Source organism: Klebsiella sp. 141240 (assembly GCF_050600805.1).
Classification (GTDB): Bacteria; Pseudomonadota; Gammaproteobacteria; order Enterobacterales; family Enterobacteriaceae; genus Klebsiella; species Klebsiella aerogenes.
On record NZ_JAQIRK010000006.1, the window covers coordinates 166,586 to 191,328 of the forward strand.

Annotated in this window: 25 protein-coding genes and 1 pseudogene; 11 read left to right on the plus strand and 15 right to left on the minus strand. The window is 56.1% G+C overall.

The window, feature by feature from the left end; genetic code table 11:
• Position 1: 1 nt before the first annotated feature.
• Positions 2-937, minus strand: coding sequence for a LacI family DNA-binding transcriptional regulator (locus PGQ95_RS13615; protein ID WP_032709465.1), 936 nt, complete (start codon positions 935-937; stop codon positions 2-4).
• Positions 938-1,230: 293 nt separating this feature from the next.
• On the opposite strand from PGQ95_RS13615, the gene PGQ95_RS13620 reads away from it, so the two are divergent.
• The 3 genes from PGQ95_RS13620 to PGQ95_RS13630 all read left to right on the plus strand — a co-directional run bounded on the left by PGQ95_RS13620 (position 1,231) and on the right by PGQ95_RS13630 (position 4,535).
• Positions 1,231-1,545 (plus strand): PTS sugar transporter subunit IIB, encoded by a 315-nt coding sequence (locus PGQ95_RS13620; RefSeq protein WP_015369080.1) that lies wholly within the window; start codon positions 1,231-1,233, stop codon positions 1,543-1,545.
• A gap of 11 nt (positions 1,546-1,556) precedes the next feature.
• Positions 1,557-2,882: a PTS cellobiose transporter subunit IIC gene (locus PGQ95_RS13625; protein ID WP_015703869.1), complete on the plus strand. Its 1,326-nt coding sequence runs from the start codon at positions 1,557-1,559 to the stop codon at positions 2,880-2,882.
• A gap of 273 nt (positions 2,883-3,155) precedes the next feature.
• Entirely contained in the window at positions 3,156-4,535 is a 1,380-nt protein-coding gene (locus tag PGQ95_RS13630) for a carbohydrate porin (RefSeq protein WP_395226719.1), read from the plus strand.
• A 57-nt stretch (positions 4,536-4,592) separates the two neighbouring features.
• On the opposite strand, the gene phnV is transcribed toward PGQ95_RS13630, so the two are convergent.
• From phnV to phnR, 5 genes are all read right to left on the minus strand, one after another.
• On the minus strand, positions 4,593-5,390 hold the full coding sequence (phnV, locus tag PGQ95_RS13635; protein WP_047065739.1) for a 2-aminoethylphosphonate ABC transport system, membrane component PhnV: 798 nt from the start codon (positions 5,388-5,390) through the stop codon (positions 4,593-4,595).
• A gap of 2 nt (positions 5,391-5,392) precedes the next feature.
• Complete coding sequence (phnU, locus tag PGQ95_RS13640) at positions 5,393-6,253, minus strand: 2-aminoethylphosphonate ABC transporter permease subunit (RefSeq protein WP_087858896.1); 861 nt, start codon at positions 6,251-6,253, stop codon at positions 5,393-5,395.
• Positions 6,253-7,365, minus strand: a complete 1,113-nt coding sequence (phnT, locus tag PGQ95_RS13645) for a 2-aminoethylphosphonate ABC transport system ATP-binding subunit PhnT (RefSeq protein WP_430918412.1) — start codon at positions 7,363-7,365, stop codon at positions 6,253-6,255. Before phnT ends, phnU begins: the two co-directional genes overlap by 1 nt.
• A gap of 5 nt (positions 7,366-7,370) precedes the next feature.
• Positions 7,371-8,384 carry a 2-aminoethylphosphonate ABC transporter substrate-binding protein gene (gene phnS / locus PGQ95_RS13650; RefSeq protein WP_213794866.1) on the minus strand — a complete coding sequence of 338 codons (1,014 nt, stop codon included), beginning with the start codon at positions 8,382-8,384 and terminating at the stop codon, positions 7,371-7,373.
• Positions 8,385-8,562: 178 nt separating this feature from the next.
• On the minus strand, positions 8,563-9,282 hold the full coding sequence (gene phnR, locus PGQ95_RS13655; RefSeq protein WP_430918415.1) for a phosphonate utilization transcriptional regulator PhnR: 720 nt from the start codon (positions 9,280-9,282) through the stop codon (positions 8,563-8,565).
• 141 nt (positions 9,283-9,423) lie between these two features.
• Between phnR and phnW the strand changes: the two genes are divergently transcribed.
• Complete coding sequence (gene phnW, locus PGQ95_RS13660) at positions 9,424-10,527, plus strand: 2-aminoethylphosphonate--pyruvate transaminase (protein ID WP_213317683.1); 1,104 nt, start codon at positions 9,424-9,426, stop codon at positions 10,525-10,527.
• A gap of 9 nt (positions 10,528-10,536) precedes the next feature.
• The gene (phnX, locus tag PGQ95_RS13665; protein ID WP_025713848.1) at positions 10,537-11,346 is read left to right on the plus strand and encodes a phosphonoacetaldehyde hydrolase; all 810 of its coding nucleotides are present in this window, start codon (positions 10,537-10,539) and stop codon (positions 11,344-11,346) included.
• 5 nt (positions 11,347-11,351) lie between these two features.
• Here phnX and nepI read toward each other — a convergent pair whose 3' ends face one another.
• Both nepI and PGQ95_RS13675 read right to left on the minus strand, forming a co-directional pair.
• Positions 11,352-12,536 carry a purine ribonucleoside efflux pump NepI gene (gene nepI, locus PGQ95_RS13670; RefSeq protein WP_430918417.1) on the minus strand — a complete coding sequence of 395 codons (1,185 nt, stop codon included), beginning with the start codon at positions 12,534-12,536 and terminating at the stop codon, positions 11,352-11,354.
• A 211-nt stretch (positions 12,537-12,747) separates the two neighbouring features.
• Positions 12,748-13,200: a DUF1198 family protein gene (locus PGQ95_RS13675; protein WP_004901545.1), complete on the minus strand. Its 453-nt coding sequence runs from the start codon at positions 13,198-13,200 to the stop codon at positions 12,748-12,750.
• 270 nt (positions 13,201-13,470) lie between these two features.
• Here PGQ95_RS13675 and PGQ95_RS13680 point away from each other — a divergent pair, with 270 nt between their 5' ends.
• Positions 13,471-14,331 (plus strand): DUF6708 domain-containing protein, encoded by an 861-nt coding sequence (locus tag PGQ95_RS13680; protein WP_430918419.1) that lies wholly within the window; start codon positions 13,471-13,473, stop codon positions 14,329-14,331.
• Positions 14,332-14,352: 21 nt separating this feature from the next.
• Complete coding sequence (locus PGQ95_RS13685) at positions 14,353-15,219, plus strand: DUF6708 domain-containing protein (protein ID WP_430918421.1); 867 nt, start codon at positions 14,353-14,355, stop codon at positions 15,217-15,219.
• Between the two features lie 80 nt (positions 15,220-15,299).
• Here the strand turns inward: PGQ95_RS13685 and uhpT are convergent, their stop codons facing one another.
• The 7 genes from uhpT to ivbL all read right to left on the minus strand — a co-directional run bounded on the left by uhpT (position 15,300) and on the right by ivbL (position 22,602).
• Positions 15,300-16,691: a hexose-6-phosphate:phosphate antiporter gene (uhpT, locus tag PGQ95_RS13690; RefSeq protein WP_015369067.1), complete on the minus strand. Its 1,392-nt coding sequence runs from the start codon at positions 16,689-16,691 to the stop codon at positions 15,300-15,302.
• A gap of 145 nt (positions 16,692-16,836) precedes the next feature.
• The gene (locus tag PGQ95_RS13695) at positions 16,837-18,165 is read right to left on the minus strand and encodes an MFS transporter (RefSeq protein WP_308958080.1); all 1,329 of its coding nucleotides are present in this window, start codon (positions 18,163-18,165) and stop codon (positions 16,837-16,839) included.
• A gap of 11 nt (positions 18,166-18,176) precedes the next feature.
• Positions 18,177-19,661 (minus strand): signal transduction histidine-protein kinase/phosphatase UhpB, encoded by a 1,485-nt coding sequence (gene uhpB, locus PGQ95_RS13700; protein WP_162777731.1) that lies wholly within the window; start codon positions 19,659-19,661, stop codon positions 18,177-18,179.
• A gap of 17 nt (positions 19,662-19,678) precedes the next feature.
• Positions 19,679-20,272, minus strand: a complete 594-nt coding sequence (gene uhpA, locus PGQ95_RS13705; RefSeq protein ID WP_047080112.1) for a transcriptional regulator UhpA — start codon at positions 20,270-20,272, stop codon at positions 19,679-19,681.
• Between the two features lie 150 nt (positions 20,273-20,422).
• Positions 20,423-20,710, minus strand: coding sequence for an acetolactate synthase small subunit (ilvN, locus tag PGQ95_RS13710; protein WP_016162014.1), 288 nt, complete (start codon positions 20,708-20,710; stop codon positions 20,423-20,425).
• Between the two features lie 3 nt (positions 20,711-20,713).
• Positions 20,714-22,402, minus strand: coding sequence for an acetolactate synthase large subunit (ilvB, locus tag PGQ95_RS13715; RefSeq protein ID WP_087858887.1), 1,689 nt, complete (start codon positions 22,400-22,402; stop codon positions 20,714-20,716).
• A 104-nt stretch (positions 22,403-22,506) separates the two neighbouring features.
• Entirely contained in the window at positions 22,507-22,602 is a 96-nt protein-coding gene (gene ivbL, locus PGQ95_RS13720; RefSeq protein ID WP_016162016.1) for an ilvB operon leader peptide IvbL, read from the minus strand.
• Between the two features lie 12 nt (positions 22,603-22,614).
• On the opposite strand from ivbL, the pseudogene PGQ95_RS13725 reads away from it, so the two are divergent.
• The 4 genes and pseudogenes from PGQ95_RS13725 to PGQ95_RS13740 all read left to right on the plus strand — a co-directional run bounded on the left by PGQ95_RS13725 (position 22,615) and on the right by PGQ95_RS13740 (position 24,710).
• Positions 22,615-22,783 (plus strand): annotated as a pseudogene (locus tag PGQ95_RS13725) (hypothetical protein).
• A gap of 370 nt (positions 22,784-23,153) precedes the next feature.
• Complete coding sequence (gene tisB / locus PGQ95_RS13730; RefSeq protein ID WP_004145059.1) at positions 23,154-23,273, plus strand: type I toxin-antitoxin system toxin TisB; 120 nt, start codon at positions 23,154-23,156, stop codon at positions 23,271-23,273.
• A gap of 89 nt (positions 23,274-23,362) precedes the next feature.
• A complete protein-coding gene (locus PGQ95_RS13735; RefSeq protein WP_087858886.1) occupies positions 23,363-23,809 on the plus strand; it encodes a GNAT family N-acetyltransferase in 447 nt (148 codons plus the stop codon).
• Between the two features lie 67 nt (positions 23,810-23,876).
• Positions 23,877-24,710 carry a DMT family transporter gene (locus PGQ95_RS13740; protein WP_047046121.1) on the plus strand — a complete coding sequence of 278 codons (834 nt, stop codon included), beginning with the start codon at positions 23,877-23,879 and terminating at the stop codon, positions 24,708-24,710.
• Positions 24,711-24,743 lie beyond the last annotated feature (33 nt).

A 24,743-nucleotide genomic window follows, 5' to 3' on the forward strand; every position in this document is an offset into this window, starting at 1 on the left:
TCTAGGGAATAATTAAGTCGCCGCGCAGCAGGCTGCCGCCGGGCTGCGGGCTTTTCCCGATCAGCCAGTTGACGATCCGCGAAGCCATCGCATCCATCGAATACTCAATCGCCGGGATGGTTGGAATACCCGGCATCTGCAGCGAACCCGCGAGACTGAAGACCATCACTTTTTCCGGCACCGCGCGGTTAAACGCCTGCAGCTGCGGCACTACCCGCTGCGCCTGCAGTTCATCGCTCACCAACAGCGCATTAAAGTTCAGGGTAGTGGCGTTATTCATCAACTCCTGCACCGCCACCGACGACGAGGCGCAGTCCAGGAAGACCAGGTTGCGATTAAACGGCAGGAAGTTCTTCTCCAGCGCATGCTTATAGCCCAGCAGCACCTGGTCGGCAAAGCCGCTCCCCTGCGGATGGATCAGCGCAATCTGCCGCCGCCCCTGATTAATCAGATAATGACAGGCGGTTTCCGCGGCGAAGGCGTGATCAAACTGAATACTGTTCTCGCCATCGCTTTCCAGACAATCAATCAGCACCACATCGGGGCGTTCGATCTGCAGCGGAAAGCGCGCGCCGATGATCAGCACGTCATCGCACAGGCCACAGGTGAGTTCATCCAGCGCGCTTAATACGTCGCCGCGGTTATTGGCGAAGCGCAGCAGTAGATGCTTCTGATGCTGGCTGAGCTGTTTTTCCAGGGCGTAGAGATAGCTGGTGGTCTGATTGATGTTGTCCTGCGCGCAAATCACGCCGATACAGCCCGTCGACTGGCTCAGTAAGGATTGGGCAATCATATTGGGCCGGTAGTTCAGCGTTTCCGCCGCCTGAAGCACCGCCTGGCGGCTGGCCTCTTTTACCCCGCGCGAACCGCTCAGCACGCGCGAAACCGTGGCTTTCGATACCCCGGCTAACCGTGATACATCATTGATTGTCGACATCTTTTTTCCCCTGGCAGGTGCGGCTTAGCCCCTGTAACGCTGTGTCCTGAATCGCTTCAATTATAACCAGCGGCAGTATAGCCGTTTCCTTTTTTATTTGGAAACCGATTTTCCATTTCGGCAAAAAACCACGCCAAATCGACATTATTTTGTGAGCGAAATCTAATTAGTAAGGCCGCTAACGGTGAGTTATTGACCGCGCTCACAGTTCTGTTTTTTATAAATGGAAACCGGTTTCCGTCTGATATCAAATCATCCTCGCAATAACTTTTTACATATGAGGAAAGCCGTCGATGTACAAGATTATGCTGTGTTGCTCCGCCGGGATGTCCACCAGCCTGCTGGTGAGGAAAATGGTGGATGCCGCAAAGGAACGCGACCTGCCGGTGCAGATTGACGCCTATGGCGTTGCCGAATTTGATATGCAGTTTCCGCAATACCAGGTGGTGCTGCTTGGCCCCCAGGTCAAATACATGCTGAAAATGCTTAGCGAGAAAGCCGCTCCCCTGAATATTCCCGTCCAGCCTATCGATACGATGGATTACGGAATGCAGCGGGGAGATAACGTTCTGAATTATGCCCTGTCGCTGATCGCCGCGGCGCACTAAGAGGTGTTCAAATGAGTTCTCTGTATCAGTCGATGATTGCCGTGATCGAGCAGTCTATTACTCCGCTGGCAGGACGCCTTGGGCAACAGAAATATGTTATCGCCATCCGCGATGGCTTTACCGCCGCATTGCCGTTCATGATCATCGGCTCTTTCATGCTGGTATTTATCTTTCCGCCTTTCTCGCCGGAGACCACTAACGGTTTTGCCCGCGGCTGGCTGGATTTTTCCCAGCAGTACCGTGAACAGCTGATGCTGCCGTTTAACCTCAGCATGGGCGTGATGACCTTTTTTATCTCAGTCGGCATCGGCGCCAGCCTCGGACGCCAGTTCCAGCTCGATCCGGTCATGTCAGGCCTGCTGGCGTTTATGGCCTTCCTGCTGGTCGCCGCGCCCTATGCCGATGGCAAAATTTCTACTCAGTATTTATCCGGCCAGGGCATTTTCACCGCGCTGATCACTGCCATTTACTCCACCCGCGTTTACGCCTGGCTTAAGCAAAACAATGTGACCATCCGCCTGCCTAAAGAGGTGCCGACTGGCGTCGCCCGTTCGTTTGAGATCCTCATTCCGGTACTGGTGGTCATCGGTACTCTGCATCCGCTCAACCTGTTCATTGAAGCGCAAACCGGCATGATCCTGCCGCAGGCGATTATGCATCTGCTGGAACCGCTGGTCTCCGCCTCCGATTCGCTGCCGGCGATTCTGCTGTCGGTGCTGATGTGCCAGATTTTCTGGTTCGCCGGTATTCACGGCTCGCTTATCGTCACCGGGATTATGAACCCGTTCTGGATGGCCAACCTGTCGGCAAACCAGGCGGCGCTGGCGGCCGGCGCGGCGCTGCCGCACGTCTACCTGCAGGGCTTCTGGGATCACTATTTGCTGATTGGCGGCGTCGGTTCGACCCTGCCGCTGGCCTTCCTGCTGCTGCGTAGCCGGGTCACGCATCTGCGGACTATCGGCAAAATGGGCATCGTGCCGAGCTTCTTTAATATCAACGAACCGATTCTGTTCGGCGCGCCGATCATCATGAACCCAATGATGTTTATTCCCTTCGTCTGCGTGCCGATGGTCAACGCGGTGCTGGCTTACGGCGCAACCCGCCTTGGCTGGCTGAGTCAGGTAGTGTCGCTGACGCCGTGGACGACGCCCGCGCCGATTGGCGCCTCGTGGGCGGCTAACTGGACCTTAAGCCCGGTGGTGATGTGCGTTATCTGCATGGTGATGTCGGCGGTGATTTATCTGCCATTCCTGCGCGCCTATGAGCGTTCATTAATAAAGAATGAAGTCGAAAAGGCGAAAAGCGTGGCACCAGTCGCCGGAGCCGTTAGCCAGTAATTATTGTCTTACCTGAAATATGAATTTATGCGGAAAAGGGATTTTCGCCAACTGACCTGATTATAAACTCAATAACCTCAGGAAATATTATGATTTATTTTCTAATAAATTAAGCCATCTGTATTAGTCGTTAATTTTCGCCACTGAGAATAAGATATTTATTCTCCGGCGTAGCTGTACCCTGAAAAAAATCAGCTTATTTTGGTTATTTTTATTTTAACCAGAATGGGGCGGTTATTGTCTGCATATATTAATTATTAAAGTGAGATAACCATGAATACAGTTAAAAAGCTGCCATTGGCCATGGCGGTTATCGCCGCGCTGTGCCCAATTTCCGTACTGGCGCAGGAGTTTACCCAGGAGCAGATCGACGCCATCGTCGCGAAAGCCGTCGATAAAGCGCTGGCCGACCGCCAGGCGAAAATCGACGCCGCGGCCAATAAAAAGGTCGATGTTATTACCAACCCGCAAACCACCGCCGCTTCGCCGGATCTGGCGATCCCTTTCGGCCTGAAATTTAGCGGTTACGCCCGCTATGGCGCCCACTTCCAGACCGGCGACCAGAAATATGTCGGCGTCGATGGCTCCTATAACGGCGCCTCGGCGATCGGTCGTCTCGGTAACGAAAGCAACGGCGGCGAATTTCAGATCAGCAAAGCGTTTAAAAGCGCCAGAGGCGCTATCTGGGATATTAACGTCATGTTTGACCACTGGAGCGACGAGGTTAACCTGAAAAAAGCCTACGTCGGCGTCACCAACGTCCTTGAATCCAACCCCAACGCCTATATCTGGGCCGGCCGCGACTTCCACCAGCGCCCGCAACAGGGGATCAACGACTACTTCTGGATGAACCACGACGGCCAGGGCGCCGGGGTGAAGAATTTCGATATCGGCGGCGTGCAGTTCGACGTGGCGACGGTGTCGCAGGTGAAATCCTGTAGCCCGGAAGTGATGGCCGACGAGACCAACCCGTCGCGCATCACCTGTACCGGCAGCTCCGATACCGGCGACAACGGCCACTACGCGTTGACCACCAAAACCCACAACATCAAGGCCGGGCCGATTGACGTCGAGGTGTACGCCAACTACGGCTTTGACTCAAAAGCGGTGGACAGCGACGCGCGCCTCGATGCCTGGCAGGGCGGGCTGGTGCTGAGCCATACCAACGACAGCGGGGTGAACAAAGTTATTCTGCGCTACTCCGATAACTCGGATAACAGCGTCTACAACAAAACTGACGACCTGACCACGGTTTACGCCAGCTTCGAGGGCAGCCATAAATTCACCCAGCAGGCGCAGATCGAATATCTGCTGGCCTTCCACGACTACGACAACGGCAAGGACAATACCGACAACCGTAAAAACTACGGTGCGATCGTCCGGCCGATGTACTTCTGGAACGATGTGCACTCGACCTGGCTGGAAGCGGGCTACCAGCGCGTTGACTACGACCAGGGCGGGGATAACCACGGCTGGAAGCTGACGCTGTCGCAGAACATCGCCATCGGCATGGGGCCGGAGTTCCGCCCGATGCTGCGCTTCTATGTTACCGGCGGCCAGGTGAATAACGAGCACACCGCGAAAGTAGACGGCACCAGCGACGAGCGGCTGGATTCGCTGAACATCGGCGGTATGTTTGAGGCATGGTTCTGAGGCAATCCGATTCCCGGCTGGCGCTACGCTGAGCCGGGCTACAACTCCGGATACAGCCTATCTCTGGCCTAATCGGCGGGCGATGCGCTCAAGCTTCATCATCAACAGCAGCGTGACGCCCACCAACACAATGGTCAGCGCCGAGCCATCAGCGATATTGCCGCGATCGGTGAGGCTGAAAATGGTCACCGGCAGCGTCGTCCAACCCGGCGGATAAATCATCACCGTCGCCCCTAACTCTCCCATCGACAGCGATAAACTCAGCGCCAGCGCTGAAATCATCCACGGCGTCATCAGCGGCAGCGTCACATGGCGCAGGCGATACCACGGCGAAGCACCCAGGCTTGAGGCGACGTTTTCAATATCGGCGGAAATCCGCGCCAGCCCGGTCGTTACGTTGCTGAAGGTAAAGGCGGAGATCAGCACAAAGTGCGCCGCCAGGACGATAAAGAAGGTGCCGTTCATCTGCAGCGGTCCCTGGCTGAACGCCACCAGAATGCCCAGTCCGACGGAAACCGAGGGGATAGCGCTGGGCAGATAAAACGCCAGGCCAAGATATTTCTGTAGCGTCGCGCCATACTGGCGCAGCGCCAGCGCCGCCCACATCCCGCACAGCAGCGCCAACAGGCTGGCGCAGAAACCCACCATCAGGCTCGAAAACAGCGAATCCCACGCCGCGCCGCGAAAGGCGTTAACAAAGTGGGCAAAGGTAAAGCCAGTGGGCAGCAGGCCATTCCATTGTTTACTCAGGCTGGAGAGTAAAATCACCGCCAGCGGCAGCAGGAAAACGCCGGCAAATAACGTGACCGCCAGCGCGCCCGCCGCCGCGCGGCCTTTACGCGACCAAATCAACATCGTTAACTCCTTACGCCAGTACGCGCCGCAGCCAGCCGATAGAGCATAAACAGCCCCAGCGACAGCAGAATATTAATCAGCGCAATCATGCAGGCCACGCTGTAATCCGACTCCAGAATCGCCTTGCTGTAGACCATCATCGGCAGGGTATTAACCCCTTTGGCGCCAATAAACAGCACGATACCGAACTCGTTAGTGGTCAGCAGCAGGCAAAGGCTGCCGCCCGCCATCAGCGCCGGTAGCGCCGCCGGGAAGATAACCTGGGTAATCACCCGTAACGGGTGAGCGCCGAGAATACTCGCCGCTTCCAGCTGGCTCTTATCTATCTGCCGCAGTCCGGCCATCAACGGGCGCATCACCAGCGGCGTAAAGACGGTAATCTCCGCCAGGATCACGCCGTTAATCGAATAGAGAAAGTCTACCGGCGGCAGTTCAAAAGCAAACAGCGCCATCAGGGTGCCATTGAGCAGCCCCGCCGAGCCGTAAATAAAGGTGAACGCAAGAGTGATAAGAAAGGTCGGCAGCGCGATAAAAGTATCAATGACCCGGCTCACCAGTTGGCTGCCGGGGAACGGAATAAATACCAGAATCAGCGCCAGCACGCTGCCGAGCACCAGGCAGCCGAGCGTCGCGAAAACGGCGATCTGCAAGGTATTAAACAATGCGCTGATAAAGCGCTTAGAGTCGATCACCTGCCAGAAAGTCTCGAGGCTTAGATTGCCGCTGGCGTCGCGTAACGCCTGTTCGGCGATCAGCAGTAGCGGATAGAAAAATAGCGTCGCCAGCACCAGCAGCGGCAACGCCAGCCACAGGTAAGGGCGTAGGTTTCGCGCCGGACGCGCAAGCGTGAGGGTTTGCGCCATTATTGCACCTCGATCAGAACCGCATCGCCAGGTTCAAAGTAGAGCGCCAGCTTGTCCCCCGGGCGCGGCAGTGGGTTTACGTGGGTCATGACGATCCGCACCGCTTCGCCGGCGACGTCGCACAGCAGATGCGTCAGATCGCCCTGCCAGTGTACCGAGGTCAGGGTGGCGTTGAGGCGATTACTGGTTGCCGATCGCGGCGCCAGGCTCATGTGCTGCGGGCGAATGCATAACAGCTTGTTGTTGCCATGCAGGCCGCCCCGGCTGAAGGCGTTAATCAGGCCGCCGCCGCAGCTCACGCTAACCAGCCCCGGCTCGGTACTGTCTTTCAGCGCCGTTGCCTGCAGGATATTGGCGCGGCCGAGGAATTCGGCGCTAAAGCGGTTCGGCGGATAGTGGTACAGCTCGTGCGTTCCACCGTGGGCGATCAGCGACCCGTCTTTCATGATGCCGATTTTGTCCGCCAGGGTCAGCGCTTCGGTTTGATCGTGGGTGACGTAGAGGATGGTGAGCTCCGGCAGTTCGCGATGCAGGCGGGCAATCTCTTCCACCATGTTATGACGAATTTGCGCATCCAGCGCCGACAGCGGTTCATCAAGCAACAGCACCCGAGGACGCACGGCAATCGCACGGGCTATCGCGACGCGCTGCTGCTGGCCGCCAGAAAGCTGATGCGGGTAGCGGGTGGCATAATCCGCCATACCGACGATTTTTAAGGCTTCAGTCACCCGCTCGGCGATAAGCCCCCTGGGCTGCTTTTGCGCCCGCAGGCCGAAGGCGACGTTATCTTCCACCTTCATATGCGGGAACAGCGCGTAGTTCTGCACCACCATCGCCAGCCCGCGTTTGTACGGCGGCAGCTGGGTGACGTCCGTGTCGCCAATCAGGATCCGACCGCCAGCCGGTTGCACAAAACCGGCAATCGCCCGCAGCACCGTGGTTTTCCCGGAACCGGAAGGGCCTATCAGCGCCAATACTTCTCCGGGTTCAATGGTCAATGACAGCGGTTTTAAGACCACGTTGCCGTGGTATGAAACGCGCAGCGAGTCCAGGGTGATCCCGGAAGTCCCCGCCAGCGACGGGGAAGGAGTGACGGTGGTTTTCATCAACATCAGGCTTACTCGCTATCGGTCACTTTATGCCAGCGGGCGATATCCGCCGACAGCGATACTGCAACGTCGTCCCAGTTCGGCTCCCAGCTCTTCACGCCGTCGAGCGCCGCTTTCGCCGCCTTAAAGTTAGCGTCATCCGGCGCCACGTCGCTGCGTACCGGTAAGCCCCAGGAGAGCGCGCTAACGCTGGATTGCGCTGGTTTATCCAGCAGGAAATTAATCAGCTTCTTGCCGTTTTCGCTGTTCGGTCCGTTCTGCACAAGCCCGATGGTATAGGGCAGCGCCAGCGCGCTGCGCTCGCCTTTGTCATCCGCCGGCCAGAAAATTTTAACGTTCGGGTTACGCGCCATCTGCGACAGGTTCATCTGCAAATCGCCGTTGGCGACGTACAGCTCGCCTTTGTTGACCAGCGCCGTCAGCTTGCCGGTCGAGGCCGATGGGCCGACATTATTGGCCTGTAGCTTACCCAGATATGCAAAACCGGCGTCTTTACCGCCGAGGCTATGGAACGCCTGCAGCATCACCGCGGTACCGTCGCCCGCCTGACCCGGCGTGGAGTACTGCAACTTGTTCTTAAAGCGACTATCCAGCAAATCCTGCCAGCTGGCCGGTGCGGCTTTCAGCAACTGGCTGTTATAGATGAAGGTCAGATAGTTATTCACCAGCGGCGCGTAGCGGTCGTTAGCGCCGGGGATCTGCGCGCTACCCTGCGGGGTAAAGGTTGCCAGCAATTGCTCTTTCGCGGCGCGCTGGATAAACGGCGGCACCGTGACCAGCACGTCAGCCTGCGGATTGGTACGCTCCTTCGCCAGACGTTCGACGATCGCGCCGGAGCCGCCTTCCACATACTGCACTTTGATGCCCGTCGCTTTGGTGAAGGCGTCGAACTGGCTCTGATACCAGCTGTTATCGCCGTCATGCAGGCCGTCGGCGGAGTAAACCGTGACGACGCCGTCCGCCCAAACCGGAGAGCTGGTCAGCGCGAACAGGGACAGCAGAGCAAGTCGGGAGAGTTTCATCGTATAAGCCTCATCGGATAGTCAGTTATTCTGGTGTAGACCAGATTTGGCTTCACGCTACCGGGGGTTTATGACAAAACGATGAAAGAAGTGTGTCGAAAGAGTTAAAACGAGCGGGATGCATAGTCCCGGTAAGCGTTAGCGCCACCGGGGAGATCAAAAAATTTAACCAATAAAATCAATGGGTATCGACTTCGATCCGCAGGCTGTCATGCCGCCAGTATTCAATATCGTAATCGAGAATACGCCCATGCTGATCGTAATTCAGCCGGCGCAGCAGCAGCGCCGGGCGCCCTTCCATCACCCCCAATGCTTCGGCAGCCTGCGACGGCATTGAAGTGGGATAAAACGACAGATGCATACTGGTATAGATCAGGCCGTACTGAGTTTGATAAATCTCGGTCAGACTGCCGTTAAGATCGTGGCGCAGCAGTTCAGGCACCCGTGCGGGCAGACAGTGGTTTTCGCAGTAGCACACCGGCCGGCCGTCGGCATAGCGCAGCCGGGTCAGCAAATAGACCTGATCGAAGGGCTGCAGCGCCAACGGCGCCATCACATCCAGCGGCACGGCAGCCAGGCGGCCATCAAGCAGCACCGTTTTCGGTTCGCGCCCCTGCTCGAGACACAGCTTGTGGAAGTTGGTATTTTGCGTCGGATCCAGCCATAGACGCTCCGGCGTCACAAACCAGCCACGGCGGTCGGCGCGGTAAATCACGCCGCTGGCCTCCAGCTGCGCCAGGCTCTCACGCACCGTAATCCGGGTCGTGTTGAACAGCGCGCACAGCTCGCGCTCGGAAGGCAGCTTGTCGCCGCTTTTGAGGGCACCGTTTTGAATACGCGCCTGCAGCTGCGCTTTAATCATCAGGTATTGCGGCATCTCGCCAGAGGGTGATTTCATGTTTACTCACTGCCACTTTTCGTGCGCTCATTATACATAGCCAGATGAATTTTTTGTTGCAGCGCCACATTTCCTTTGACCCTGCCCCGGCTTTGTCTCCATGATAAATATAAATCTGGTATAGACCAAATGGTGAGACAAATGACTTCACGGAACTACCTGCTGCTGACCCCCGGCCCACTAACCACCTCTCGTACGGTAAAAGAGGCGATGTTGTTCGATAGCTGCACCTGGGATGATGATTACAATCTCGGCGTGGTACAGACCATTCGCCAGCAGCTGGTGCAACTGGCTACCCCAGCCGACGGTTATACAGCGGTACTGCTGCAGGGCAGCGGCAGCTACGCGGTCGAAGCGGTGCTCGGCAGCGTCATCGGCGGACAGGGCAAAGTGCTGATCGTCAGCAATGGCGCCTATGGCGCGCGTATGATTGAGATGGCGCAGCTGATGGGCATCGCCTGCCACCCTTACGACTGCGGCGAAGTCGCACGCCCTGATGCGGCGGCGATCGAACAGATTCTGCAGAACGACCCGGCGATCACCCATATCGCAATGGTACATAGCGAAACCACCACCGGCATGCTGAATCCGATCGAAGAGGTGGCCGAACTGGCGAAACGGTACGATAAACGCTATATCGTCGATGCGATGAGCAGCTTTGGCGGCATTCCGTTGGATATCGCCGCGCTGAATATTGATTACCTGATAAGCTCCGCCAACAAATGTATTCAGGGCGTGCCGGGCTTTGCCTTCGTGATTGCCCGCGAAGCGGAGCTGGCCGCCTGCAAAGGCCGTTCACGCTCGCTGTCACTGGATCTGTATGCCCAGTGGCGCTGCATGGAAGATAACCACGGCAAGTGGCGCTTCACCTCGCCGACCCATACCGTGCTGGCCTTTGCCCAGGCACTTAAAGAGCTGGCGCAGGAGGGCGGCGTTAGCGCGCGCCATCAGCGCTACCGCAACAATCAACGCCGTCTGGTGGCAGGGATGCGCGCGCTCGGCTTCCGGCCGCTGCTCGACGATAGCCTGCATTCGCCGATCATTACCGCCTTTTATTCCCCGGATGCGCCGCAGTATCGCTTTCACACCTTCTACCAGAAGCTGAAAGATCAGGGCTTCGTTATCTATCCGGGCAAAGTATCGCAAAGCGACTGCTTCCGCATCGGCAACATTGGCGAAGTCTACGACGCCGATATCACCGCCCTGCTGGCGGCTATCGATAACGCCATGTACTGGAAACAATAAGGAACCGCCATGAACCGTATTAGCGCACTGATCCTTGACTGGGCAGGCACCACCGTAGACTTCGGCTCTTTCGCCCCGACGCAAATTTTCGTCGAGGCCTTCCGCCAGGCTTTCGATATTGAGATCACTCTTGAAGAGGCCCGCGTGCCGATGGGGCTTGGCAAGTGGCAGCACATTGAGGCGCTGGGCAAACTCCCTGCTGTCGATAGCCGCTGGCAGGCCAAATTCGGCCGCGCGATGACTGCCGCCGATATCGATGCGATCTACGCCGCGTTTATGCCGCTGCAAATCGCTAAGGTTGTCGATTTTTCCGCACCGATTGCCGGCGTTGTCGACACCCTCGCCGCGCTGCGCGCCGAGGGCCTGAAGATCGGCTCCTGCTCAGGTTATCCGCGGCCGGTGATGGAAAAGCTAGTACCGGCCGCTGCCGCCCAGGGCTACGCCCCGGACCACTGGGTCGCTACCGATGACCTTGCCGTCGGCGGTCGACCGGGCCCGTGGATGGCGCTGCAGAACGTGATTACCCTGGGCATAGACGATGTGGCCCACTGCGTGAAGGTCGATGACGCCGCACCGGGCATCAGCGAAGGGTTACATGCCGGGATGTGGAGCGTCGGCCTCGCGGTGTCCGGTAACGAATTCGGCGCTACCTGGGAGGAGTACCAGGCGATGTCGAAAGAGGAAATCGCCACCCGTCGCGAGCGGGCGGCAGGCAAACTGTATGCCGCCGGGGCTCACTATGTGGTTGATACCCTGGCGGATCTGCCGGAAGTGATTGCCGACATCAATGCCCGGCTGGCAAAAGGCGAGCGGCCGTAAGCGGGTTAATTCATCTTCACTTTGGTCGTCACCAGCAGGCCGGTAAACAGCATTAATATTCCTGACAACACCAGCGGCGACAGCAGCCCTAAGTGGTCAAGCGCAACGCCGCCGACCGCGGCGCCGCAGGTGTTGGCAAGCTGGATCACCGCCACCTGAATCGACCCGGCTTTTTCCGCCTGATCGGAGAGAGAACGGGTGATCCACGTTGACCACCCCACCGGGATTAGCGCAAACGCGAAGCCCCAGATAATCGCCACCGTCGAGGCGACAATTTTGCTTTCTCCCCACAGTACCAGCGCCGCCGCGCAGGCGGTCAGCACCAGCGGCGAAATCGCCAGCGCCGCTTTGACCGAGCGCTTCAGCACCACCGAGGAGAGCGAGGTGCCGATAAAGCTGGCGATACCAAAGCTCAGCAGCACCAGCGTCAGGCCGTCGACGTCAAAACCGGCGAGTGTCATGTATACCGGTCGAATATAGGTAAAGAAGGCGAACTGTCCGGCAAAGGCCATGAAAATGGCGCACATCCCGGCCATCACCCCCGGACGCTTCAGCAGACCAAACATATTTTGCTGCTGAGCCGCCGATTCACCCGGTAGCGACGGCAGCGCTTTCAGCACCCAGAGCGTACACAGCACGCCCATCACCGCCGCGCCGTTAAAGACGTTGCGCCAGCCGATAAGCCCGCCAAGGAAACTGCCCAACGGGGCGGCGATCACCAGCGCGATTGATACCGCGCCGAAGATAATCGATAGCGCTTTCGGTACCACGCGCATCGGTACCAGACGCATGGTCAGCGACGCCGACATCGCCCAGAAACCGCCGAGCGCCAGACCCAAACAGGCGCGTCCCAGAAGCAGCAGGGTGAAACTATCGGCAAACGATACCAGCAGGCAAGAAAGGGTCAGCAGCAGCGAAAACAGGATAACCACGTAGCGGCGATCGGTTTTGCCGATAACCGTGGTGATAAACAGGCTGGAAAACATCGCGACGAATGCCGTCGTCGTCACCGATTGCCCGGCCATCCCTTCGGAGATGCCTAAATCCAGCGCCATCGGCGTCAGCAGACTAACCGGCAAAAACTCGACGGTAATCAGGCAGGCGACGCAGAAAGCAACCGCGAAGACCGCCGACCAGTTTGGCCGCGCGAGATCGCGTGCATGGGGTTTGGTTTCATTTGAATGACTCATGAGTAACCTGCGAAGAAAGTGGCGGAAAGCTGCGCAGTGTAACATTTTGTATGTGACGTACTTAACGTTTTCGCAACTCTTCTCGCTTTTCATAACGTAATACAAAAGCGTAGCCTGAGAATACAGACCTCGTCATTCTGCCGGATGGCGCTTACGCTTATCCGGCCTACAAGTGACGAGTGCGTAAACCACAGGCCGGATAACAATGAGATCAGTGCAACCAGTGCACGCCGTCTTCCGGGAGAAACAGATCGTTATAGCGCTGCTGTAGGTTATGTAAATCGCTCACATCCGGGTCCAGTTCGCGCAGAAAACCTTGCGCCAGGCGGATCTGTGCGTCGGTAATCGGCGCCGCTAATCGCGCTTTTTGCATCAGGCGATACCAGTAGTGCAGGTTTTTTTCGCTGGCGTCGACAATCGCGACCTGCCAGATAAGCAGCACCTGCGCGGCGTTCTGCAGATGTGCTTCATTGGGCCGCTCCAGGTAACGCAAATACTCATTACCGGCAGTTTTTCCCAGCTGATCGATCATCGATTCCAACGGAACAGGCGTAATGCCAAGGCGTTCGCTCAGGCGACGAATCGCGCGGCGTGAATCAGAGGTAAGCACCCGAAATCCCACAACAAATACCACTACCAGGGTGGCCAGTCCTATCCAGATCATGCATCCTCTCATCCAATCGCGGCCTCACTATCATAATGGGAATTTGCCTGCTGTCGACTGTCGGACGAACCATAATGTGACTTATCGCGTTACTTTATACTTTTAACGAATTAATCAATCACACTGGCATAAAGAAACAATATATTAAAAACAAATATTCACACTAAGGTAATTAGCTTAATCTATGAATTGCTATTTTTGCACAGTAATAATTAAGCATGTTATCCTTTTCTGGATTCGCTACCCTTATCAAGCAACGGAATGCATATTATGCAACACACCTATTTAGCAAAACATATAGATGACGATGGTCTTGCCAGACTCAATGCCGAGACGAGAAGTAATACAGATAAACTCACGCACATGGGTAAACTCTCCTATGTAAATGATGATTATTGCGAAATAACCCGTAATTACTCATCATTTTATGGCATGAACATTCTTTGCATTGTATTATTCTTACCAATAGTTATCTTTATACTCCTTGCGGTTATTGTATTCTTATACGACGCAGTGTTTAATTTCGAAGAGTATATTAACTCATTCTGGGCCGATCCAAACAAACAACAAGTGACACTAATTTTGCATTTTACAATATTAGTATTATTCGCCCTTGTCTTTCCTTTAGCAGCACTGGTAAATTACTCAGTTTTCGCCCCCAGGCATTATCCAATCCGTTTTAATCGCAAAACTGGGAAGGTTTATGTTTATGAGTATATTCTCCATGATTTATTTCATACTCAGCCCTATACATTTTTCCTGCACCATCCTTTCTATAAAAAGCCAAAACCTGAATACAAAGAATTTGCCTGGAGCGATATAAAAGGAATTTGTCAGTTTTCGAATAATAAGGCACGAATCGACTGTCACGTGTATGAAAACTACAATATCGTTGGCTTCTTTACGCTCACTACGGGTGATATGGGAACAGAAACAATACGTTTGAATAACTATAAACTATGGCTGTGGATCAGTAGCTATATGGATTTCAAAGACGAGATGTTAGATATGACCGTCAATCCTAACGTGGGTATTTACGGGCGCAAAGTCGAATGGCCTGAGGTAATGCTTAAGAAATCTACAACATCATCGTTAGATGAATATGAAAAAATCACCGAAACGGCATCATAGTCAATAAGCAAAGGAATGCATATGCTCCCGATCCAAAACCACTATTTAGCAAAGCAAATTACCGATACGGATCTTAAAAACCTTATCGCAGAGACTCCAGGCGATACAAATAAGTTAACGCACTCGGGGAAATTATCCTATGTTAATGATGACTATTGTGAAATCACTCGCAATCACTCATCATTTTATGGGATGAACATTCTCTATATCATTATGCTATTACCTTTGGTTATTTTATCATGCTTGGTAATAATTATATTTTTATACTATATGATTTTCGATTTTGAAATTTACTCGGCGTTTTTTTGGCAAGAAAAAAGTGAATTACTGCTAACACTCACCATTCATTTTAGCATCATTGCAATATTTGCCATAGCTTATTTCTCGTCTTTTGCAGTAAATTACTGCTTCTTTTCTCCACGACATTACCCAATTCGTTTTAATCGAAAAACAGGAAAGGTTTATATCTGCGAATATGTTTTTATGAAGATACTTCAAAGACCAAACCGCAACTATAAAGCCAGAACCCGCTTTCCATTCTATAAACGGACCCGACCAGAATACAAAGAATTCCCCTGGAGTTCTATAAAAGGTTATTATGATTTTTATAATCAGAGATCGTTTATTTGCTTACATGCTTATGAAAATGAAAGTATTACTGATATATTTACGCTTATTTCAGAAAAAACTATCATTGAGTCTAAATATTTAAATAACTATAAACTCTGGACCTGGATTAACCGCTATATGGATTTCAAAGACGAGATGTTAGATATGACCGTCAATCCTAACGTGGGCATTTACGGGCGCAAAGTCGAATGGCCTGAGGTGATGCTTAAAAAATCTACCGCGTCATCGTTAGAAGAATATGAAAAAATCACCGGCTAATTTAATGCGTTTGCCGCCCAGAAAACCCTATAAAAAAGCCCGGCGCAATGGCCGGGCAAGGTTACCAAATACCTGGTGAATCAGGCAGTCTGCAAAACTCGATTCTTTTTCTCGCGGCGAATTTTACGCTCTTCGAAGATAGCCACGATGGCCATCAGGCAGATACAGCCGATGGCGGCGGCGTCCAGCGCCGCAAAGGTGCCGGCCCAGCCGGTCAGGCCGAAGACCGGCGTGCCGTCGGCGATCATCCCGAGACCCAGTTTGGCGAAGCTATCGCCGATCAGATAGGCGAAGGTGCCCTTGATTCCATCAGCGGCGCCGATCGCTTTTTTCGGTACGAAACCGACGGCGGCGACGCCGATCAACAGCTGCGGACCAAACACCAGGAAGCCCAGCGCAAACAACGAGGCCAGATAGACGTACTGGTTGCTGGCATGTTGGTAAACCCCGAGCGTGGCGATAATCAGCGCCAACGCGACGCAGGCCACCAGCGCGCGGCGGCCGTTGGCCAAGTCCGACAACCAGCCCCACAGTAGCGTGCCAACCAGCGCGCCGACTTCAAACAGGGTAAAGCCCTGAATCGCCACCTCTTTAGACAGCTTCAGCTCCTGGAAAGCATACACGGTGGACCACTGATCGATACCGATACGCACCACGTAGAGGAAGATGTTGGAGAAGCACAGCAGCCAGATCACTTTGTTTTTCAGCACGTACTCAACAAAGATCTGCCACTTGGTCATCGCATTTTCTTCGGTTTCTTTGTCCTCTTCGCTAATCGCTTCGCCAAACAGCTCTTCCGCCGTGCCAAGGCCGTAGGATTCCGGAGAGTCGCTACCGTAACGCAGGCCAATAAAGCCGACGATCAGCGCAATAATCGACGGGAAGATAAACATGCCGATCACGTGGCCGTCGAACAGATAGTTGGCGCCAAACAGCGCCACGCCCGCCGCGCCCGCGCCGCCGAGGTTGTGAGAGATATTCCAGAAGCCGAGGAAGGTGCCGCGTTTGCGTCTGGGCGTCCACTTGGTGATGGTGGAATAGCTGCACGAGCCGCCGGTGCTCTGGAAGAAGCCGCTCAGCGCATAGAAGGCGATCATCAGGAACAGGCTGGTTGAACCCGCCCCCATGCTGGCGCTAAAGCCCAGCATACAGATGGCGGAGAGGATCAGCATAAACGGCAGGAACTGCTTGGTATTTTTACCGTCGGCATAATAAGAGACCAGCGTCTTGCCCACACCGTAGGTAATGGAAAAGCCCAGGCCAATCATCCCCAGTTGCGTCATGCTCAACCCGTAAGTGGAGATCATGTCGTTCTGCGCGATGTTAAAGTTTTTGCGGATCAGGTACATGGTCAGGTAGCCGATGAAGACCACCAGATAGGACTGCATGAAAGGTTTGAACCACATTTTGCGCCGCACGTCGAGCGGCAGATCCAGGGTCGGCTTGCGCACCTGATTCAGAAAGGCCAGCATGGGTATCTCCTGAGCTGATTTTTTATGCCTGCGTAATAACCAGGCATTGTAAAAACCCGCGCGCCGTCTGGCCTGAGACGGCTTCCAGGTAAAACCGGGAAAATTTCTTAGTTTTGCCCCGTTCGCGGCGAAAGGGTGAGCTACATCACGCTTCGCTGACGGTACGCGGCGCCTGCGCGTTTAAAAACGGCAGCAGCAGCAGCGCGGAAATGCCGGCGGCAATCGCAATCACCACGAAGAATCCGGTCCAGTGCCAGATATCCATCACCTGCGCCAGCGGCCAGCCGGAAAGCGAGGCGCCAAGATAAGCGAACAGGCCGACAAACCCGGTGGCCGCCCCGGCGGCTTCTTTATGCGAACATTCCGCCGCCGCCATACCGATCAGCATCTGCGGGCCGAAAACGAAGAACCCGGTGGTGAAGAAGCAGGCCGCCTGCATGACGTAGCTGGCGAACGGCATCAGCCACAGCCCGCCAACCGACAGCAAAATTCCGGCGGCGAAAATCAGGTTCATCGGCCCGCGATTGCCGTTAAACAGCTTATCCGAGCCCCACCCCGCCACCAGCGCGCCGATAAAACCGCCCAGCTCAAACATGGTCACCGCCGAGTTAGCGGTCACCAGATCGACGCCAAGCGTCTCCGACATATACAGATTGCCCCAGTCGTTAATCGCCGCCCGCACCACGTACACCAGCACATAGCACAGCGATAACAGCCAGATATAGGGATTGGCCAGCACGTAGCGGGTCAGTATCTCTTTACGCGTCAGCCCTGCGCCTTCCTGCTGCTGGGCGATTTCCAGCGCATCGTGACGCCAGTCGCCTACGGCGGGTAACCCCACCGCCTGCGGGCGATCGCGCAGCCGCCAGCACAGATACAGTCCGGCGAGAATCGCCAGGCAACCGGCAATCGTCATCCCCGCGCGCCAGCCGTAATGCAGCGCCGCTGCCCCCACTACCATCGGGATCAACGCGCCGCCGACGTTATGCGCCGTATTCCATAGCGCCCACCAGCCGCCGCGTTCGGTCCGCGAATACCAGGCCGTCAGCAGCCGGGCGCATACCGGCGAGCCCCAGCCCTGGAAGAAGGCATTCAGCGCCCACAGCAGCGCGAAGGCCCATAACGAAGTAGAAAAACCGAACAGGATATTAACCACCCCGGTGGCAATCAGCCCCAGCCCCATAAAATAGCGGGCGTCGGAGCGGTCGCTGACGATACCGGAGAAAAATTTCGACAGCCCGTAAGTGATGTAAAACAGCGTGGCCAGCAGGCCGATATCGCTGCGGGTCAGCACGTTACTGGCAAGAATTTCAGGCACCGCGGCATTAAAGCTTTTGCGGGTGAAATAAAACAACGCGTAACCAAGCCAGATGGTAAGCAGAATATGGCGACGCCAGTAACGATAACGCTCGTCCAGCTCGCGTTTATCGCTAATTGGCGCGGCGTCCGGCGGCGCTTTTAAAAAGGCAAACATCGGCGCTCCTTTCAGGCGTAACGCAGCGGTAAATTGACGCACACGCGGGTACCGTGTGTGCAGGAGATAGTTAACGTACCGCCCAGCGCGGTCACGCGCTCACGCATGCCGGTCAGGCCGAAGCCCTGCAGATTCGACCCCGGCGGCAGACCGCAACCGTCATCTTCCAGCACCAGCATCAATCGCCCATCCTGCTGCCAGCCCTGGAGGGTGACGGCGCTGGCGCTGGCGTGCTTAACGATATTATTCAGTCCCTCCTGGCAAACGCGAAACAGCGTCACGCGCTGGTTTTCGCTCAGCCCCGCCTCGTTAATCCGCCATTCAAGGTGGCTGACGATGCCGCGGTCTTCCAGTTCCATTTCGCGCATCAACGAACGTACCGCCTGTTCAAGCGGCAGATCGTCAAGCTGACGCGGCCGCAGACGACCAAGCAGTCTTCGCACAGAGTCGTAAACCCCCAGCGACAGTTGTTCTATCAACTGGCCGCTCTGCCGTACGCTGGCGTTGTTTGGCGCCAGACGCTGCACGATCCCCGCCTGGGTGCGAATTGCCGTGATAGTCTGGCCAATATCATCGTGGAGCTCGCGCGCCACGTCACGCCGCACGCTCTCTTCCGTTTCCAGCAGGCGTTCCGCCAGCCGCCGATTACGCGCCAGCTCGTTCTGTAGCGACAGGTTAAGCTCGCGCAATCGCTGGATCCCCGCGCCCAGCAGCAGTCCGGTCAGGCTCTGCGCCAGCAGTGAAAGCAATAAATCAACCGGGTGATCGTGCCAGGTCTGGCTGGCAATCAGCGCAATGGCGTTCATCAGGGTGGCGATCAGCGCCCCCTGCCAGCCGTAGTGCCAGGCGAGAGCGATAATCGGCAGCGCCAGACAAAAAGGGGTAAAGCGGGAGAGTTCGGCGGGCAACCCGAGCTGTAGCCACAGGCTGACGGTAAACAGCAGCAGGTACCAGATCAGATGCCGGCCACGCCAGTTAACCGGCTGCGACACCAGCGACGGCCCCAGCGGCCGCCAGACGGTACTGGTCAGATAATGCCAGATAACCAGGCAGGTCGGCGCCAGCGTCAGGCCGCCGGTCAGCGTCAACAACAGCGCGGTCAGTCCCTCACTGCCTTCTTGCGCCAGCCACGGCAGCGATTGCAGCAGCGAGGCGGCGATCAGCGCCCCGCCCTGGCGCAACAATGTCAACCAGTCTCGCTGCTGGCGATAGCGTGAAATCAATGCCACCGGCAGCAGGGTCAGCAGACTTCCGGTCATCAATATTATCGGGTGCGCCAGCGCCACTTCCTGCGCCAGCCAGAAGATAAGCAGCCACTCGGCTCCCAGCAGCACCGGCCAGTAGCCACGCGGGCATTGCAGCATCAGCCCTAAACGCAGGCCAAAGGGAAACAGCAACACCGCTAAATCCGCGCGTTCCACCAGATGCAGACTGATACTCCACAGGCAGAACCAGGCGGCTGAGAAGATAAAGGCGCAGCCGATCACCGACAGCAATCGTGAAACGACGGTGTTCATTGCCAGCTATCGAACATGCGGCGCGCCAGCTCAACGTCGTTGCTGACGCCCAGTTTTTCCAGCAGGTTGGCGCGATGAACGTGAACGGTTTTCGGCGACAGGCCGAGCTCAGCGGCGATCTCTTTCACCGCCATGCCCTGCGTCAGCTTTTCCGCTACCTGGCGTTCGCGTTTGGTGAGCGGATCCTGGCGACCGGCGGCCAGCTTCATGGCGATATCCGGCGTGAGATAGCAACCGCCCGCCGCTACCGTGCGGACCGCGGCGATCAGTTCATCCGGGCTGCAGCGTTTCGACAGGAAGCCGCGCGCGCCGGCGTTCAGCGCCTGCTCGATCAGCGCCGGGCTATCGTGCACCGACAGCATGATGGTCGCCATCCCCTTCGGCAACTGGCTTAACAGCTCCAGCCCGGAAATATCCGGCATTGAGATATCGCAGATACAAACCTGTACACCGCGCCCCGGTAGCCCCGCCAGCGCCTCGCGTCCACAGCCGAATTCAGCGACAACCTGAAAATCAGCTTCCAGCCCCAGTAGCTGAGCAAAACCGGAGCGGACAATCAAATGATCGTCAATAAGGGCGATGGTAGTCATGGTGTTTCCTGGTGCCTGAAAGCGCCGGATGGCGGCGTAAACGCCTTATCCGGCCTACGGATTCACTCCCTGTAGGCCGGATAAGCGCAGCGCCATCCGGCAAAGGCGCTTACCTTAGCGGTAAGCGCGTAGCTGTTCAAGCCTTGAGCGCTATTCGAAGAACACCGCAATTTTGTTAAACATGGTGGGATCGGACTGGTTACGCGCCACGTTGGTGACATCTTCCAACTTTTCAATCTGACTAATCATCTGCCCCAGTCGCTGGTCATCATTTACCAGCAGCCAGATGCGGCTATGCTCGCTGCCCTGGATCGGCAAGCAGAGAATGCCTTCAACGTTAAACGCGCGGCGGGCAAATAGCCCGCAGACGTGGGTCATGACGCCAGGGTGGTTGCGGACGGTGAGTTCCAGAATGACGTTATCGTGTTGCTTTTGCATGGCTTATTCCCCCACCATCTCAGTATTGGCCGCACCCGGCGGTACCATCGGATACACTTTCTGCTGCGCGTCGATACGCACGTGGATCAGCGCCGGGCCGGGACGGTCGATAATCGCCTGCAGCGCCGCTTGCGGATCGGCTTCGTTATTTAAATCACAGGTTTGCAGACCAAAACCGGCGGCGATCTGCATAAAGTTAATCATCCCCGGATAGGTCGCGGCGAAGACACCCTGCTGATAGAACAGGCTCTGCTGCTGGTGCACCAGCCCCAGCGCTTCGTTGTTCATCAGGATAATTTTTACATCCAGCTGATTTTCGGCGGCGGTGGCCATCTCCTGAATATTCATCATCAGGCTGCCGTCACCGGAGAAACAAATAACCTTACGTTGCGGATTGGCCAGCGCCGCGCCGATGGCCGCCGGCAGGCCGAAGCCCATGGTGCCGAGACCGCCGGAAGTCAGCCACTGGCGGGGACGGTTGAGTGGATAGGCCTGCGCCGTCCACATCTGATGCTGACCCACATCGGTGGTGATGATCGCCTCATCATCAACGCAGGCGGCCACGGCGTTAATCAGGCCGTAATGGGAGAGCGGATCGCTTTCCTGCGGAATGGCGCAGGGGAATTCTCTTTGTAAATCGGCCACCAGTTGGCGCCACTCATCACGCGGCTGCGCCTCAATCTGCGGAATAAGCTGGGCTAAGACCTCCGCCACATCGCCCTGAATCGCTACGTGCGGTTGCTTAATTTTGCCAAGCTCAGAGCGGTCGATATCGACGTGAATAATCTTCGCGTTCGGGCAGAACTGCTCGGTCTTGCCAATCGCCCGGTCATCAAAACGAGCCCCTAAAACAATCAGTAAATCAGCTTCTTGCAGAATAAAGTTAGTGCTGCGCGCGCCGTGCATCCCCAGCATCCCCAGCGACAAAGGATGCGCCTTCGGCAGCATACCCAGCGCCATTAAGGTCATGGTGGTCGGCAGGTTGGCTTTTTCCGCCAGGTCCCGAATCGGCTGCGGCGCGTTAATCACGCCGCCGCCCAGATACAGTACCGGGCGTTTCGCCGCGTTGATCATTGCCGCCGCTTCACGCACGCTTTCAGGCGCGAATGCCGGTGCCGGGGCGCGCTCGCCGGGCTCTGGGAGCGTTTCCAGTTCAATGGTTGCCGACTGCACATCCTTAGGAATATCTATCCACACCGGCCCGGGACGCCCGGACTGGGCAATACGGAAGGCGTCGCTCATCACCTGCGGCAGCTCGGCGATGTCGCGCACCAGGTAGTTATGCTTGGTGATGGGGATAGAGATGCCGTAGGTATCGACTTCCTGGAAGGCATCGGTGCCGATCATTGAGGCCGGAACCTGTCCGGTGATGCAGACCAGTGGAATAGAATCGAGGCGGGCATCGGCGATGGCGGTAATCAGGTTGGTGGCGCCAGGGCCGCTACAGGCCATACAGACTGCGGGTTTACCTTCGGTACGCGCCATCCCCTGAGCGATAAAACCCGCCCCCTGCTCGTGGCGCGCCAGGATGTGGCGGATCTGCGTGCTTTGGCTCAAGGCATCATAGATAGGCAGAATGGAGCCGCCCGGAATGCCGCTGACCATAGTGATACCCTGGCGTTCCAGTAAATGAACAACCAGCTGCGCGCCGGTAAAGCGCATTGTGTTTGATGTGGTGCCCGAACTTGCCATGCTCCAGTCCTTTTATTCTGGGCCGACTTTACCGGGGGGCTCGCCAACAAAAAACCCCGCTCGGTTTGCGCCGGCGGGGTTTGGAATTCGTGTTGTTCCGGACCCTACGGCGCATTGCCGACGACGACCACCACAGACACGACGACCACCGCGGCAGGCGCGGTTTTTAGTAGGGTCGAAGTCATCATGGCAGCGTTCATTAGGGACCTGTTGTGTCGAAAAATAAGCTGAATTTATACAAACACAGGTTTTGCGTTTTCACAATGGATTTATTTTCATCCACGAGAATTTGCGCGAAAGATCACAATTTGCGACATCAGCGGCAGAAAACAAAAAACCCCGCCGGAGCGAGGTTTTTATCAGCATTTTTACGGGTGGTAGCCGTAAGCACACTGTATTACGTCAACGACAAAAGTATACGCGATCGCTGCAATTCGCGCAATTTAAGGTCGAAATTTCTCTGTCATAGAGTATGTACGACGGGTGCGAATTTGTCCAAAAAATACTGTTCATACATACAGTATTTATCTATACTGGATGTGTTCACTTTGTGCCATTCGGGGGCCGCAAGTTTGACCGGCGCAACGAAGTCCTGGCTGAAACGGGTGGTGCCGTCAGTGCCTTAACCCCGAGAGAGCACACTGTGTTACGTCAACAATGCGTCGTGTCCGGCCCGTACGGCCACCACTGCGCAACCCCTGTGAGAACAGGGATAAGCTGGCAACAGGCAGCGGAAAGGTACGTCAGCTTATTGTGCTCCTTAACCACAGGAGACGCGCGTATGGGCGGAATGGATATTATTATTTTAATCCTGAAACTCATGGTTGCTGTGTTGCAACTACTTGATGCAGTCCTGAAACAGTTCCGCTGATTCAGGTTCAAGTCGCACCTGAGGGGGGCGGGAAACCGCCCCCCTACAGGCGTCCTTCGGGCGTTCCGGGAAGACTTGATGGAGGAACCATGCCACCGCTATTAATTGCCGCAACGACGCCGGAGGATCCGGGGTTCGTCGCGCTGCGCACCGAAAGCCTTGAACAGCATTTCAATATGCTGCGCCGTCTGGCGGAAAACTGGCAAAGCGGCAAAAACCGCTTTAACGCCCCTGGTGAAAAGCTACTGGGCGCGTTTGTCCGTGGCCAGTTGGTTGGGGTCTGCGGTCTGAACGTCGACCCCTTCAGCCAGCAGCCGCGGGCCGGGCGCATTCGCCATCTCTATATTCGCGATAGCCATCGCCGCCAGGGAATTGGCCAGCAGCTGCTGCTCTCAGTCATCACGCATTCCGGCGCCTGGTTCGATTTCCTTAACACTCATGCCCCGGCGCAGGCCTGGCCCTTTTATGAACGCTTTGGTTTCCGCCCGGTATACGATGAGCCTCGGGTTACGCATCGCCTGTTCTGCTCGCTGTAAGCGCGGCTGGTTGGCGCAGCGGGCACATGTTACAGTCCGCTGACCTTAACTGCTGAATCTGCCTGCGATGACCATCACCGTATTCTGCATTTTGCTTTTCGCTGCACTGCTGCACGCCAGCTGGAACGCTATCGTCAAAGCCAGCGGCGATAAAATGTACGCGGCGATAAGCGTCAGCGGGTCGGCCTCGCTGATTGCCCTGGTGATGCTCCCCTTCGCGCCGCAGCCGACGCTGGCCAGCGCCCCCTATCTGGTGGCGTCATGTGCGTTGCAGGTGGTGTATACGGTACTGGTGGCGAAGACCTATCAGGTGTCGGATATGAGCCAGACCTATCCGCTAATGCGCGGCACCGCGCCGCTGCTGGTCGCGGCTATCAGCGTGATATTTCTCGGCGATCGCTTATCGCCGTTGGCCTGGTTGGGTATTGGCGTCATTTGCCTGGCGATTCTGGCGATGGCCTTTAACGGCCGCGTCAGTTCCCGTAAAGGCATCATGCTGGCGCTGATCAACGCCTGTTTTATCGCGGGCTATACGCTGGTAGACGGCACCGGGGTACGGCTGGCGGGATCGGCGCTCGGCTATACCCTGTGGACCTTTTTTATGAACGGTTGCTGCCTGCTGTGCTGGGCCATGGCGGCACGGCGGCGCGAAGCCAGCCGTTATTTACGCCAGCACTGGAAAAAGGGCATCCTCGGCGGCGTCGGCACCATGGGATCCTACGGCCTGGCGCTATGGGCGATGACTCAGGCGCCGCTGGCGGTGGTCGCCGCGCTGCGTGAAACCTCCATTCTGTTCGGCGCGCTGATCGCGTTTATCGTCCTGAAGGAACAAGTTGTAGCGCTGCGCATCGTTGCCGCCTGCGGTATTGCCGCCGGAGCAATCCTGCTGCGTCTCTCATAGATTAAAATGGCAACATTAGTTGCCGATCCTGTT